The organism is Caulobacter vibrioides OR37 (assembly GCF_000372645.1).
In the GTDB taxonomy this organism is placed as follows: Bacteria; Pseudomonadota; Alphaproteobacteria; order Caulobacterales; family Caulobacteraceae; genus Caulobacter; species Caulobacter vibrioides_E.
Window position 1 is genome coordinate 591,383 of record NZ_APMP01000001.1, and the last position, 13,613, is coordinate 604,995.

13 protein-coding genes are annotated in these 13,613 nt (G+C 67.0%); 5 read left to right on the plus strand and 8 right to left on the minus strand.

The annotated features are described in order from the left end of the window. Nucleotides 1-2: 2 nt before the first annotated feature. The 5 genes from OR37_RS02675 to OR37_RS02695 all read left to right on the plus strand — a co-directional run bounded on the left by OR37_RS02675 (nt 3) and on the right by OR37_RS02695 (nt 4,542). Complete coding sequence (locus tag OR37_RS02675) at nt 3-614, plus strand: hypothetical protein (RefSeq protein WP_004615635.1); 612 nt, start codon at nt 3-5, stop codon at nt 612-614. After that, on the plus strand, nt 611-2,188 hold the full coding sequence (locus OR37_RS02680) for a rhodanese-like domain-containing protein (protein ID WP_004615636.1): 1,578 nt from the start codon (nt 611-613) through the stop codon (nt 2,186-2,188). The genes OR37_RS02675 and OR37_RS02680 overlap by 4 nt, the downstream gene beginning before the upstream one ends. Nucleotides 2,189-2,196: 8 nt before the next feature. After that, entirely contained in the window at nt 2,197-2,835 is a 639-nt protein-coding gene (locus tag OR37_RS02685) for a glutathione S-transferase family protein (protein WP_004615637.1), read from the plus strand. 90 nt (nt 2,836-2,925) lie between these two features. Further along, on the plus strand, nt 2,926-4,020 hold the full coding sequence (locus OR37_RS02690; RefSeq protein ID WP_004615638.1) for an LLM class flavin-dependent oxidoreductase: 1,095 nt from the start codon (nt 2,926-2,928) through the stop codon (nt 4,018-4,020). A 3-nt stretch (nt 4,021-4,023) separates the two neighbouring features. Then, a complete protein-coding gene (locus OR37_RS02695) occupies nt 4,024-4,542 on the plus strand; it encodes a flavin reductase family protein (RefSeq protein ID WP_004615639.1) in 519 nt (172 codons plus the stop codon). Between the two features lie 563 nt (nt 4,543-5,105). On the opposite strand, the gene OR37_RS02700 is transcribed toward OR37_RS02695, so the two are convergent. The 8 genes from OR37_RS02700 to OR37_RS02730 form a co-directional block, all read right to left on the minus strand. Next, complete coding sequence (locus OR37_RS02700) at nt 5,106-6,320, minus strand: NAD(P)/FAD-dependent oxidoreductase (protein ID WP_004615640.1); 1,215 nt, start codon at nt 6,318-6,320, stop codon at nt 5,106-5,108. Between the two features lie 2 nt (nt 6,321-6,322). After that, nucleotides 6,323-6,637 (minus strand): 2Fe-2S iron-sulfur cluster-binding protein, encoded by a 315-nt coding sequence (locus OR37_RS02705; RefSeq protein WP_004615641.1) that lies wholly within the window; start codon nt 6,635-6,637, stop codon nt 6,323-6,325. Then, complete coding sequence (locus OR37_RS22305) at nt 6,637-6,762, minus strand: hypothetical protein (RefSeq protein WP_004615642.1); 126 nt, start codon at nt 6,760-6,762, stop codon at nt 6,637-6,639. The genes OR37_RS02705 and OR37_RS22305 overlap by 1 nt, the downstream gene beginning before the upstream one ends. Before the next feature lie 89 nt (nt 6,763-6,851). Beyond that, nucleotides 6,852-7,970 (minus strand): NAD(P)-dependent alcohol dehydrogenase, encoded by a 1,119-nt coding sequence (locus tag OR37_RS02710; RefSeq protein WP_004615643.1) that lies wholly within the window; start codon nt 7,968-7,970, stop codon nt 6,852-6,854. A 14-nt stretch (nt 7,971-7,984) separates the two neighbouring features. Further along, a complete protein-coding gene (locus OR37_RS02715; protein WP_004615644.1) occupies nt 7,985-9,457 on the minus strand; it encodes an aldehyde dehydrogenase family protein in 1,473 nt (490 codons plus the stop codon). Continuing rightward, nucleotides 9,458-10,336, minus strand: a complete 879-nt coding sequence (locus tag OR37_RS02720; protein WP_004615645.1) for a helix-turn-helix domain-containing protein — start codon at nt 10,334-10,336, stop codon at nt 9,458-9,460. It abuts the gene before it with no gap. 11 nt (nt 10,337-10,347) lie between these two features. Further along, a complete protein-coding gene (locus OR37_RS02725) occupies nt 10,348-11,592 on the minus strand; it encodes a cytochrome P450 (RefSeq protein WP_004615646.1) in 1,245 nt (414 codons plus the stop codon). Beyond that, nucleotides 11,592-13,613: TonB-dependent receptor (locus tag OR37_RS02730; protein ID WP_004615648.1), on the minus strand; the 2,022-nt coding region annotated here is incomplete at its 5' end. The genes OR37_RS02730 and OR37_RS02725, both read right to left, overlap by 1 nt.

A 13,613-nucleotide genomic window follows, 5' to 3' on the forward strand; every position in this document is an offset into this window, starting at 1 on the left:
CCATGAGCCAGCATCGCCCCCATCGCCTGTCCGACTTCGTCGCCGACCTCTCCGCGCTGCTGGATCGCACCGACGACGAGGCGGTTATCCTGCGCGAGGGCGGCGCCCTGCTGGCCGAACTCGTGGCCCAGGACGACTGGCTGCCCGAAGCGCAAAGCCTGCCGGATCCTACGCGCTACCAGCAGTATCTGCTGCATCGCGACCCGGCCGCGCGGTTCTCGGTGGTCAGCTTCGTCTGGGGACCGGGGCAAGCCACGCCGGTTCACGACCATACGGTCTGGGGCCTGATCGGCGTCCTGCGCGGGGCCGAGCTGTCCCAGGCCTATGAGCGCACGAATGGCGCGCTGAAGGCCTTGGGCCGGGTTCACCGTCTGGAGCCCGGTCAGGTCGAAGCCGTCTCGCCGACCGTCGGCGACATACACCGCGTCGCCAACGCCTTCGAGGATCGGACCTCGATCAGCATCCACGTCTATGGCGCCGACATCGGGACGGTGAAGCGCTCGACCTACGACGCCGAGGGCAAGCCCAAGACCTTCATCTCCGGCTACGCCGACGTTCCGCCGCCTCTACTGTTCGATCGCGCCAGCGCCCTGGCCTATGGAGCCGCCGAATGACCCTGCCCCTGATCACGCCGCACGAGGTGCGCCGCGACCTGATCGCCCGGCGCGAAATCGCCCTCTTGGACCTGCGCGAGGAGGACCCGTTCGCCAAGGCCCATCCGCTGTTCGCCTCACAGCTGCCTCTAAGCCGGCTGGAGATCGAGATCCTCGATCGCGTCCCCCGCAAGGCGACCAAGATCGTGCTCTACGATGACGCCGAGGGGCTGGTGGCGCCAGCGGCCGAGCGGCTGGCGGCGCTGGGCTACACGAACGTTCACGCCCTGCAAGGCGGCCTCGCCGGCTGGCGGGCGGCCGGCTACGAGCTGTTCCAGGACGTCAATTCCTACAGCAAGGCGTTCGGCGAGCTGGTCGAGGCGCGACGCCACACGCCCTCGCTTCCGGCCCAAGAGGTCAAGGCGCGGATCGACGCCAAGGCTGACCAGGTCATCCTCGACGCGCGCCGCTTCGAGGAATACGCCACCATGAGCATCCCGGGCGGCATCAGCACGCCGGGCGCGGAGCTGGTGCTGCGGGCGCGCGAACTGGCGCCGGACCCGTCCACGACCATCATCGTCAACTGCGCTGGCCGCACGCGCAGCCTGATCGGCGCCCAGTCGCTGGTGAACGCGGGGCTGCCCAACCCCGTCTTCGCCCTGCGCAACGGCACCATCGGCTGGACCCTGGCCCAGCAGACGCTCGAGCATGGCCAAAGCCGCAAGTTCCCCAGCGTGGGCGAGCAGACGCTGGAGGAAGCCCGCGCTCGCGCCCGCGACGTGGCCTATCGCGCTGGCGTGCGCAGGGTGGACGCCCAAGGGCTGGCCGATCTGGCCAAGGACATCGACCGCACCCTCTATCGCTTCGATGTCCGGACGCCCGACGAATACGTCGCCGGCCACATCCCCGGCTTCCGCTCCGCGCCCGGTGGCCAGCTCGTCCAGGAGACCGATGTCTTCTCGCCGGTCCGGGGCGGCCGCATCGTGCTGGCCGATGACCTCGGTCCCCGCGCGGACATGACCGCCTCGTGGCTGGCTCAACTGGGCTGGGAGGTCTACGTGCTGGAAGACGGCTTCGATGGCGCTCTGGAGCGCGGGACCTGGACGCCCAGCCTGCCCGCCCTCCCCGAGGTCGAGACCATCTCGCCGCGCGACCTGGCCCAGGCCATCGCCGACGAGGCGGTCGTGGTGGTCGACCTGGCGCCCAGTCCGGTCCACCGCAAGGGCCACGTCCCAGGGGCCTGGTTCGCGATCCGCGCCCAGCTCGATGTCGCCGTGACCCAGGTCCCACCGAACAAGACCATCGTCCTGACGTCTCCCGACGGCGCCCTGGCGACCCTGGCCGCGCCTGAGCTGGAAGCCCTCACCGATCGACCGATCCGAGTTCTGGCCGGCGGCACGGAGGCTTGGATCGCCGCGGGTCGCGCTCTGGAAACGGGTCTGACCCGCGCCGCCAACGCCCCGACGGATATCTATAAGCGCCCCTACGAGGGCACGGACAACGCCGCCGAAGCCATGCAGGCCTATCTCGACTGGGAGTTCGGCCTGGTCGACCAGCTGGCCCGCGACGGCACGCACGGCTTCTACGTGATCTGAGGCCAGCGATGACCCTGCAACTCTATTTCGCGCCCGGCTCCTCATCCCTCGCGCCCCTCGTGGCGCTGGAGGAGCTCGACATCCCCTATGTCGGCCACCGCCTGGACCTAGCCGCCGGCGATCAGCGCAAGCCGGAATACCTGAAGGTCAATCCTCGCGGTCGCGTGCCGACCCTTGTGGTCGACGGCCAGCCGGTGACCGAGGTCCTGGCCATTCTGACCTACCTCGCCCATCGCTACCCCCACAGCGAGCTCCTGCCGCTAGCCGACCCGCTGAAACTGGCCAAGGCCTACGAGGTGATGAGCTGGTTCGCCAGCACGGTGCACGTCGCCTTCGCCCAAATCGCGCGGCCGGAGCGCTACGCCGACGACGAAGCGACCAAGGCCGCGCTGGCGACGCCTGGGGAAGCCCGGTTCGCGCGCACCCTGGCCGACATCGAGCGCCTGGCCCAAGGTCCCGGACCTTGGCTGCTGGGCGATGGCTTCAGCGTCGTCGACGCCTACGCCCTGGTCATCTGGCGCTGGGCCGAGCGCCGGTCGATCGACACCGCCCTTTATCCAGCTTGGAGCGCCAAGGCCGCCCGCGCCTTCGCGCGCCCCTCGGTCGTCCGCGCCTTGCGAAAGGAGGCCGCGCCCGTCACCGCCTGATGAGCCTTGCTCATAACCCGCCTCAGAACTCCTCGCTCATCGTCGAGCGAGCCACGCCCTAACATTCACCCCACCCCATTGGAGAACGCCATGAGCGTCGAATTCATCGGTTTCATCGGCACGCAACACGCCTCCGAGATCCACCCGCCGACCGGTCCAGCCATCGACGTGGCCTATGTCGAGAAGACCGCCCGCGTGCATGAGGACGGCGGCTTCGACCGCGCGCTGGTCGCCTTCCACTCGACGGGTCCGGAAAGCCAGCTGGTCGTGGCGCACGCCGCCTCGGTGACCAAGCGGCTGAACTTCATGATCGCTCACCGGCCCGGCTTCACCCAACCGACCCTGGCCGCGCGGCAGCTGGCGACCCTGGACCACTTCACCGGCGGTCGCGTGGCGGTGCACATCATCACCGGCGCCTCGGACGAGGAGCTCGCCAAGGACGGCGACCACCTGACCAAGGACGAGCGTTACGCCCGCACCAGCGAGTACCTGGACATCGTCCGCGCCGAGTGGACCGGCGACAAGCCGTTCGACTACGAGGGCAAGTATTACAAGGTCGACCAGGGCTTTGGCGCGGTGAAGCCGCTACAGGCGCCGCACATTCCGATCTATTTTGGCGGCTCGTCGGAGGCGGCCATTCCGGTCGCCGGCAAGCACGCCGACATCTTCGCGCTGTGGGGCGAGACCCAGGCCCAGGTGCGCGAGACGATCGCCCGCGTGCGCGCCGCCGCCGCCAAGCACGGTCGCCAGGTCCGCTTCTCGCTGTCGCTGCGCCCGGTGATCGCCGACACGGAAGAAGCCGCCTGGAAGCGCGCCGACGAGATCGTCGAGCGCACCAAGGCCCTGCGTGAAGCGGCCGGCCTGCCGACCAGCGGCCATCGCCCGCCCAACGCCGGCTCGCAGCGCCTGCTGGACGCCGCCGCCCAGGGCTCGCGACTCGACAAGCGCCTGTGGACCGGCGTCGCCGCCGTCACCGGCGCGCAAGGCAACTCCACCGGTCTGGTCGGCACGCCCGAGCAGGTCGCCGAGAGCCTGCTGGATTACTACGACCTGGGGGTCTCGACCTTCCTGATCCGGGGCTTCGATCCGGTCGAGGACGCCATCGGCTATGGCCGCGACCTGATCCCGCTGGTCCGCCAGCGGGTCGCCGAGCGTGACGCCAACCCGACCGCCGTGGCGAGCTGAGCCATGGCCTATGACGCCGCCTCGCCATCGCGGTCCGCCGCGCCAGCCCAGGCCGATTTCCCAAAGCAGGCTGACTTTAAGGAGGTCTTGGCCCACTTGGCGGGCGGCGTCGCCATTATTTCCTGCTGGGATGGAGACACCCCGCGCGGCTTGCTCGTCAGCTCGATCACGGGGCTCTCGGTCGAGCCGCCCCGCTTCCTGTTCTGCGTCCGCAAGGAGGCGGGGTGCCACGACGCCTTGGCGGCCGCGGCCGAGTGCGGCGTGACCCTGCTCAGCGCCGACGACCAGGACGAAGCCTGGCGCTATGCCAGCTCCGCTCGCGCCTCGGAACGCTTCTCGCCTGAACGCTGGCGGCTGTCTCAGGAGGCTCCGCCCACCTATCTGGGCGGCCTCGCTCGCGCGCATTGCGTCATCGACAGCGTCGCCGACGCCGGCACGCACTCGATCCTGATCGTCACCGCGAAGGAGAGCACGCTCTCCCCCGCCCGACCGCTCGTGGCCTGGAACAGGGGCTTCCTTTAGCGTCCCGCGGGAGCGCAAGACAGTTCGACCGCAGCGCACCATCAGCCGACCCTGCCTCCCCTCCAAAAAGGCGACGCTCAGCACGACTGGCACAGGAGCGCCCGGTCATTCGACCGGGCCAGGCTCCAGACCGTTGTAAAGCAGGTTGAGTACGACAGCGGACAAGGTGGCCAGCACGACACCCGAGTCCAATAGCGGCGACCGATGCCACTTTCGCCATCGCGACTGCCGTCGTCGAAGCGTCGCGTACAGCCAACATCCTGCTGCCGGTGCCATCGACGATCGAGCGGGCGGGTATCGCCGGCCACGCCCGCGCGTGAAAGCACGCCGCAACGCTGAGCTGGTCGGTCGCGACGAAGACCGACAGTGTTCGCGATATCGTCGAGCGCCCGCACGTCGCGCGGCGTTCGGCATTTTCTCAAAATGCCGGAACCAAGGCCCATCCCAACCGGCGTCAACGGTTCGTGCGGAAAGGACGATTGTCGCTCGAAGACAGAATGAGCGAGCCTTGTGAGGCTCTTAAACGAGCGCGGAACTTGGCGCTGAAGGCTAACCTTGGCATCTCACGGGAGCGGAATGTTCACGTCCGCTATCAGACCGGGCGTGGTGAGAACCCCGTTAGCGACCAGAGACTTCCCCCGGGCGAAATCCTTCGCCGCGTTGACGCAGTCCAGAGCGATAATCCGTCCTTCGCGAAGATAGACGACCGAAAAGCTCTTGGTCGCGGGATCCCCGCGAACGACCTCGACATCGAAGCCGTCCGATAACCCGACGGTCAACAGGCGCAGGTCGAACTGGTTCGACCAGAACCATGGCGGAGCATCATGATCTCGCTCACGCCCGGTCAATTCACATGCGACGGTCAGGGCCTGTTCGTTGGCGTTCGGCACGGACTCTATTCTGACGGCCGTCGGCGAAAACCGAGACTTCCGCGCTGCGCAATCGCCGATGGCGAATACATCGGCCAAGGACGTTCTGCAGCGATCGTCGACCAGCACGCCATTGGTCCCGAGCGCCCCGGCTTGCCGCAAGACCTCGACGGCGGGCGCGACGCCGATGCCGACAATCACGAGATCGGCGGCCAGCCTCTCTCCGGACGCCAGCACAACGCCGTTGACCCTGCCCTCGGCGCCGACCAGACGGCTCACTGTGGAGGCCAGCCGCACATCTACCCCGCGGTCGCGATGTTCCGCTTCGTAGAACCGCGACAGGGTCGGCCCAGCCACCCGCGCCAAAAGTCTGTGCTGAGCCTCGATCAGCGTGACGGACTTATCGAACTTGCGAAGCACCGCGGCCGCCTCCAACCCGATATATCCGCCGCCGATGATCACCACCCGTCGCGCGGCCGGCAGTTCGGACCGCAAAAGATCAACGTCGGCCCGCGTTCGGATTGCATGAACGCCGGCCAGATCGCCCCCCTCGCAATCCAGACGACGAGGTCGTCCTCCCGTGGCCCAGACCAGCGCGCCATAACCGAAGCGCTCGCCGCCCGTGGTCACGACCTGCTTGAGGGTTGGGTCCAGGAAATCGACGCGAGCCCCCAAGACAAGGTCAATCGCGCGATCACGCCAGAACGCCTCGGGCCTCAGGTGCAGCCGCTCGAAGGTCTTGTCGCCGGCCAGATATTCCTTCGACAGCGGCGGTCTTTCGTAGGGCGGCTCCGGCTCGTCGCCGATAATGGCGATCGATCCGGCGAAGCCGTTCTGGCGCAGCGCGATGGCCGTCTGAGCACCGCCGTGTCCGCCGCCCACGATGAGAACGTCATGGAAGCGGGCCATGCCTATTCCTCGGGCGCGACGCGAACCGTCAGCCCCTCCAACGCGGACGACACCGTCAGCTGACAGGACAGGCGGGAATTTTCCCGCCGATAGGCGCTGGCCTCGAGCATGTCGCTCTCGTCCGCCTCGGGCGGCGGCAGGGTCTCTCCGCCGGCCTCGACGAACACGTGACAGGTCGCGCAGGAGCAGGAACCGCCGCATAGCGCCATGATTTCATCGATGCCGGCGTTGCGGATCGCCTCCATCACCGACAACCCGTTCTCGGCCTCGATCGCGCGCTCCTCGCCGTCGCGCGAAATAACGATGATCTTGCTCATCACGGCGCCTCGATACGGGTTGCATTGGCCAGGCCGTCGGGACGGGTCGAGCGCTGGCTCGTGAGCCGTCCGTTGTCACGACCTCCGGCGGCGGGCGCGAATTCGACGATGAAGAGTTCTGGCATAGGCGATTCCTAGGCGTTCGCGCGTTGATCAAGCTGCGTTTGGGCGATAGGGATTAAAACGGTCGGACGACCGAGAGGGACGGCTCAGGTCATGGGACCAGAACGGCCTTGACGACCTCGCCCCGATGTTGGGCGGCGACGGCCGCGTTGATCTCCGACAGCGGGAACGTCTTGATCAGTCGGTCGATCGGGAAGCGGCCGGCCTTGTAGAGCGCGACCAGTTCCGGAATGAAAGTATCCAGATCGCTGTCGCCTTCGATAATCCCGTGGATGCGGTGTCCGTAGGTGATGGCGCTGGCCAGGTTTATCGCGAGCGCGTCCTGCGGGTTCGGCGGCACCCCGACGAGACCCAGCAGCCCATGACTGCCGAGAGAGGCCAGGGCGCTTTCGACGACATGGACACGTCCGCTGGTCTCGAAGGCGAACTCCACGCCATCGGGCCGAATGGCTCGGATCGCGGTCACCACATCGCCCGCGGCGGGGTCGATCACGTGCGTGGCGCCGAGATCAAGCGCGAGGGCTCGACGTTCGGCGATGGGCTCGACCAGGATGATCGTCGCGCAGCCTTGGACGACGGCCGCCATCACCGCGGCCAACCCGACGGGGCCGCCGCCAAAAACGGCCAGCGAGGACCCCGCCGGACAGGCCAGCGAACGCATGACGCCGCCAGCGCCCGTCTGGAAGCCGCAACCGAGGGGGCCCAACAGTTCGATCGGCGCCTCGGGGTCGTCGATCTTCACCAGGTTCCGCTCGAAGGTCAGCGCATGGCTCGCGAAGGAAGATTGGCCAAAGAAATTGGCCGACACCGGCTCTCCGCCGATGCTGAGTCCCGACGTCCCGTCGGCTCGCCGTCCCGAGTAGTTCAGGACGGGGAACGACTGGCAATAGGACGGCAGGCGCTCTTCGCAGCGCGCGCAGTGTCCACAGCTGGAAAAGCTCATCACCACGCGGTCGCCGGGCCGGACCTTGGTGACGCCGGCGCCGACCTGCTCGACCACGCCGGAACCTTCATGACCGAGGATCGCCGGGAGGGCGATCGGGATGAACTGATCGCGCGCGACGAGGTCGGTGTGGCAAAGGCCAACCCCCAAAATCCGCACGAGCACTTCGTCGTCGCGAGGGTTCTCGATGGTGGCCGTTTCAAGCGAGAAATCAGCTCGGGGCGCGCGAGCGACGGCGGCGAGGACGTTCATGGACAGAGCTTTCATGGTTTGGCCGCTGATCAGGACAAGTCCATCACGACGGTCTTGTGTTCGAGATAGGCGTCAAAGACCTCGGAGCCGTTCTCGCGCCCCAAACCCGAGGTCTTCATGCCGCCGAAGGGAAAACCCGGATCGGCGGCGAGGATGCAATTGACGAACACCGTGCCGGCCTCGAGCCGCGCGGCGGCGCGGTGGGCGGTGGCCAGATCGCGCGTCCAGACATGGGCGGCGAGGCCGTAGGCGCTGTCGTTGGCCAGATCCATCGCCTCGTCGAGATCGTCGAATGGGGACGCCGAGAGCACCGGACCAAAGACCTCTTCGCGGGCGATCTCGGCTTCGGGCGGCACATCCCGCAGCAGGGTGGGGGCGAAAAAGTATCCCACGTCGGGCACGACGATATCGGCGCCAGGATGACGCCGCACACCGGCGGCCAGGGCTCGATCGACGAAGCCCGCGACGCGCTCGTGCTGGCGCCGGCTGATCAAGGGCCCGAGTTCGGACGATCGCTCACTGCTAGGGCCAAGCTTCTGGGCCGCGGCGATGGCGGCGACACGATCCAGCACGTCCTCATAGATGGACCGATGAACGTAGAGGCGTGTGCCCGCATAGCAGACTTGGCCGGAATTGAAGAAGCAGCCCATGGCGGCCTGCGCGGCGGCGCGATCAAGGTCGGCGTCCGCGCAGATGATCGACGGCGACTTTCCGCCAAGCTCCAGCGTTACACGCTTGAGGCTGGGAACCGAAGCGCTCAGCACCGCCTGGCCGGTGCGCGTCGAGCCGGTGAACGCCACCTTCGCCACGCCCGGGTGGCTAGCCAGCGCCGCGCCGACCTCCCCCCCGCCGGTGACCACGGACAGCACGCCCGGAGGCAAACCCGCTTCGCGGGCGATTTCTGCGAGGCGCAGCGCCGTCAGCGAGGTTTCGGGGGCTGGCTTGATGATCACCGCGCAGCCCGCCGCCAAGGCCGGCGCGACCTTCCAGACGGCCAGGACCAGCGGGAAGTTCCAGGGCGTGATCGCCGCCACGACCCCCACGGGCTCCCGGCGCGAATAAACGTGATGCTCGCCGGGCGTGGCCGAGAGCGATGCGGTCCGCCCATGCAGCTTGGACGGCCAGCCGGCGTAGGCGCGCATCCAGGCCACGGCGGCCGGAACGTCCACGGCTTCGGCCAAGCTGATCGGCTTGCCGACGTCGAGGGCTTCCAGCGCCGCCAGCCGGGGCAGGTCCGCCTCGATCGCATCGGCGAAGCGGTGCAGGAGTCGCTCGCGTTGCAAGGGCGCGAGACCGCGCCAGGTTGGGTCGCGGAAAGCCTGATTGGCCGCGGCGACCACGGCGTCGATGTCCAAGGCGCTGGCTTGTGGAATTTCGGCGAAGACCCCGCCCGTGCAAGGATCCTCGTCCTCGAACACGGCGCTGACTGGCAGCGGGTCGTCGCCGGCGCGCAGCTTGAGGGCTGGTAGAACCAGGTCTTCGAAACCCTGAATGGTCGTCACCTAACTGGCCTCCCGCCCTCGGCGACGGAAATCGCTGGGCGTCTCTTGGGAAAACTGACGGAACGCGCGCGTGAAATGGCTCTGGTTCTTGAAGCCCAGGCTGTCGGCGATCTGAGCCAAACTCAGCTCCGAGTTGGTGAGCAGATGGCTGGCGCGGTCGAGCTTGGTCTTCATCACGAACTGATGCGGCGTCACGCCCGTGGCCTTGCGGAAAACCCGACAGAAGTGTGACGTCGTCAGGCCGGCGGTCGCCGCAAGGCGCTCCAGCCCGTGATCGTCCTCGGGATGCTCTCGGATCTGGTTCATCACCGTGTGCAGGCGGTAGGCCGAGCTGACCGAGCTGGGAATGACCGGCGCCCCCTGTCCCGAAGCGCCGCGCAGCACGTGGGCCGTCAAGGCGTCGACCAGCGCGCCGACATAACTGTCGCGCTCGTCCGACGCCGGCGCGTAGAGCTCGGAAAGCACTTGGCGGGTCAGGGCCGTCCCGAGCGGATCGGAAAAGGCGAAACGCAGACGGTTGAAGCGGTCCGGTCGGCCGGCGTGTTCGACAAGGCGCGGCGCGAAGCTCAGGGTGACGACGTCGAGTTCGCCATCGACCAGCCAGCGCGACGGCTGGTGCGGCGGCAAGATTGTCGCGTCGCCCGGAATGGAACTTGTCTCGCTCCAGCCATCGCGATCCCAGGTCTTGACCTGAGGCTTGCCGGCGATGTGAACCACGAAGGTTGGAGACGGCAGCGCCGGCAGGGCGTAGCTGCCGACGAAATGTCGCCAGCGACAGAGCTTCCAGCCAGACTGCGCGGAACCAAGTTCAACGTCCGGCGCGCTGGAAAACGCGTCACTGATGATCGCTTCGTTGGTCCACACGTCGGCGCTGGTCATCGTTTCCACCCTCAAGCTGAGACGAGCCTGACCTCAAGGTTCTTGAGCCCGTTGATGAAGTTCGATCGGAATCTTCTGGGCGGCGCAATCAACTCGAAGTGGCGGACCCGTTCGGCCAGGAGGCGGAAGGCGACACGCAACTGCATTTCGGCCAGCCGCGACCCGACACAGACGTGCTGGCCTGTCCCGAAGCCGACGTGCTGGACCGCCCGGCGCGTCACGTCGAAGCGGCCGGCGTCGTCGAAGACGGCCTCATCACGATTGCCCGATGCGTAGAACATCACGACCTTGTCGCCCTTGCGGATCTGTTGGCCGCCCAGCTCTGTGTCGCTCATCGCCGTTCGACGCATGTGGATGACGGGCGTGGCGTGGCGGACCATTTCGGCGGTCGCGGTCGCCAGCAGCCCAGGGTTCTCGCGGATCAGGTTCCATTGGTCGGGGTCGTTCGCGAAAGCCGCCACCGTGTGACTGAGCGAGTTGCGCGTGGTCTCGTTTCCGCCGACCAGCACCAGGATCAGGTTGCCCACGAAGTCGCGGAACGCGATCGGCTCGCCGTCGACCTGGGCGTTGGCCAGCACGCTGGCGATATCGGGGCCAGGCTGGGCGCGGCGCGAGGCGTAAAGCTCTTGAGCGAAGGCGAAGAACGCGCCCAGGATCTCGGCCATCGCCTCCGGCGACTTTCGAAACTCCGGGTCGTCCTCGCCGACAAAGGCGTTCGTCCAGTGATAGAGATCCCGCCACATCTCGGCGGGAACGCCGAGCAGTTCAGCCAGGGTGAGCAGCGGCAAAGGCGCTGACAGCAGCGGCACCAGATCGACCGGCTCGTCGAACGCCACCTCGGACAGCAGCGTGCGGGTCCGCGCCTCGATGCGCGCCTCGATGTCGCCCAGACGCATCGGGGAAAGCGCGGGCATGATCACCTTGCGGTACTGGGTATGGGTCGGGGGATCGACGGAGATGAACGGTACGCCGACGGAGGAGTCCCCCGCGCCGGTCAGTCCGACCTCGTTCTCGTTGAAGATCCGATGCCCGCCATTCTCATACGCCGACGAAAACAGCTGCGGCTGTCGCGAAACGCTGACGATGTCGGCGTGTCGGGTCAGCGCCCAGAAGCCCGAGCCGTCGCTCTCGGGATTCCAATAGACGGGCGAGGACGCTCTTAGCTCGGCGAATACCGCGTGCGGCATCGCCTCGACATAGAGGTCGGGATTCTTCAAGTCGGGCTGGGTCATGAGCTGGACCGGCGCGGGGTTCATCAGAAGGCCTTGGCGATCGAGACGCCGTAGGTGCGCGGCGTGCCGGGGACGAGGAAGTTGTACGGGAAGCCGGCCCCACGCAGATCCAGGCCGTAGGCATAGACCTTCTTCTCGAACAGGTTGTTGGCCCACCCCTTGACCGTCAGACCGTCCCGCGCCCAGACCAGCGCCAGATTGACCTTCGCGTAGCCGGGCTGCTGCAACTCGGCGTTCACTTGGCCCGTGCCGGCGGCGTTCTTGGCGTTGAACGGGGAGAAGTACTGCCGGCTGAAGTAGTTCACGGTCGGAGAGAGCGTCAGATCGCCGCTGGCCGGATGGGCGAGGGTCCAGTCGAAGCCGAGCTGGACGGTCCAGCGCGGCGCGAACGGCAAGTCGTTGCCCGACAGGTCCGTGCCTTGTAGCGACAGCTCCTTGTATTGAGCGTGCAGATAGCCGGCCGATCCGGAGATGCGGAGATCCGGCGAGACGCGATAGCCGGCCTCGATTTCCGCCCCGTAGATCTCGGACTTCGGGGCGTTGACCAGGAACGACACCGGACCCGGACGCGTGTCCTGAACCTGCTGGTTCGAATAGTCGTAGTAGAAAGCCGCAGCCGACAGCGTCATGCGGTTCTCGGCCAGCCGGCCCTTCAGGCCCAGCTCATAGGCGTTGACCTGCTCGGGCTTGATGTAGGTGATGCCCGCCGACGAGGTGTAGCCGCCGCCGTTAAAGGCCCCCGCCCGATAACCGCGGCTATAGCTGGCGTAGCCCAACAGCCCCGAGTCAAAGGTGTAGCTGAGTGCGAGACGCCCGGTGACCGCGCTCCCGTCGCCGGAAATGTCGTAGTGAGCGTTCGGGTTATAAGCGCAGGTTCCAGGCGCCGTCGGACAGGGAACGGTCGTCGCCAACGGCGTTTGCGCCCCACCGATATTGCCCAGGAACAGGAAGGCGCGACCATCGCGATAGGTGGCGTCGTCACTGGTGTAGCGCGCGCCGGCCGTCAGCACGAGCTTGTCGGAGAGGTCGACATCCGATTGGGCGAACAGCGCCCATGACGACCGCTTTTGACGATAGTGCTGATAGAAGCCGCCGTTGACGCCAGGGCCGAGCGCGCTGGCGATATTGAACGTATTGTCGGTCTTGGTGATGTCCTCGCCATAGAAGCCGCCGGCGACCAGGTTCCACCCCTGTCCTTCGTAGTTAAAGCGGGCTTCCTCGCTGGCCTGACCGAACTTCGAACGCCAGTTGATATCGAGGATATCGATCGGCGCGCCATCGGCGGCCTGCTGCAGGTTCTGCTTGCCGCCGTCGATCGACGTAATGGACGTGAAGGTCAGCGCGTTACTGAGCGAATAGGCTACGTTCAAGGCCGCGCCCCAGGCGTCGGTCTTGTTCTTGCCAACGCGGTTCTCGTTGATCTCGAAGAAACCCAGACCCGTACGCGCGGCGGCGAGGCCGTGGACGCCCGCCTGGGTTCCGCGATCGCGCCCCGCATAGGCGCGAAGATTGATGTCCAGCGGCCCCCCGGCCGGGCGATAGCGCACTGAAACGCGGCCCTGCAGCGTGTCGATGGAGTTGGCGTCCGCGCCGCCGGGCGCGACATTGCGCAGTTGACCGTCGCCCTTCTGGTAGTTGATCGCCGCGCGCACGCCCAGGGCGTCCGGCACGAGCGTGGTCTCGATCGCGCCCTGCGCGCTGAACGTGTTGAAGTTGGCGTAGCCGGCCTCGACCCGCCCCGTCGTGGCGCCCAGCGACGGCTTCTTGGTGATGAAATTGATCGCCCCGCCCGTCGTATTGCGGCCGAACAGCGTGCCCTGCGGTCCACGCAGAACCTCGACGCGGTCGAGATCGAACAGGCCCATGCCTTGGCTCGTGCGCGAGGCTATATAGACGTCGTCGATATAGACGCCGACGGGCGAAGCCTGGTTGGCGTTGTACTCGTTGGCGACGCTAACGCCGCGCAGCGAGAAGTTGGGCTGAGTCGATCCGTAAGGGCTGCTGACCTGCAGGTTTGGCACCGCCGTGGACAGGCTAGCCTGTAC

What these genes read in the sequence shown, in the direction of transcription:
- OR37_RS02675 (WP_004615635.1), top strand. Translation starts at nt 3, where the DNA reads ATGAGCCAGCATCGCCCCCATCGCCTGTCCGACTTCGTCGCCGACCTC.
- OR37_RS02680 (WP_004615636.1), top strand. Translation starts at nt 611, where the DNA reads ATGACCCTGCCCCTGATCACGCCGCACGAGGTGCGCCGCGACCTGATC.
- OR37_RS02685 (WP_004615637.1), top strand. Translation starts at nt 2,197, where the DNA reads ATGACCCTGCAACTCTATTTCGCGCCCGGCTCCTCATCCCTCGCGCCC.
- OR37_RS02690 (WP_004615638.1), top strand. Translation starts at nt 2,926, where the DNA reads ATGAGCGTCGAATTCATCGGTTTCATCGGCACGCAACACGCCTCCGAG.
- OR37_RS02695 (WP_004615639.1), top strand. Translation starts at nt 4,024, where the DNA reads ATGGCCTATGACGCCGCCTCGCCATCGCGGTCCGCCGCGCCAGCCCAG.
- OR37_RS02700 (WP_004615640.1), bottom strand. Translation starts at nt 6,320, where the DNA reads ATGGCCCGCTTCCATGACGTTCTCATCGTGGGCGGCGGACACGGCGGT.
- OR37_RS02705 (WP_004615641.1), bottom strand. Translation starts at nt 6,637, where the DNA reads ATGAGCAAGATCATCGTTATTTCGCGCGACGGCGAGGAGCGCGCGATC.
- OR37_RS22305 (WP_004615642.1), bottom strand. Translation starts at nt 6,762, where the DNA reads ATGCCAGAACTCTTCATCGTCGAATTCGCGCCCGCCGCCGGAGGTCGT.
- OR37_RS02710 (WP_004615643.1), bottom strand. Translation starts at nt 7,970, where the DNA reads ATGAAAGCTCTGTCCATGAACGTCCTCGCCGCCGTCGCTCGCGCGCCC.
- OR37_RS02720 (WP_004615645.1), bottom strand. Translation starts at nt 10,336, where the DNA reads ATGACCAGCGCCGACGTGTGGACCAACGAAGCGATCATCAGTGACGCG.
- OR37_RS02725 (WP_004615646.1), bottom strand. Translation starts at nt 11,592, where the DNA reads ATGAACCCCGCGCCGGTCCAGCTCATGACCCAGCCCGACTTGAAGAAT.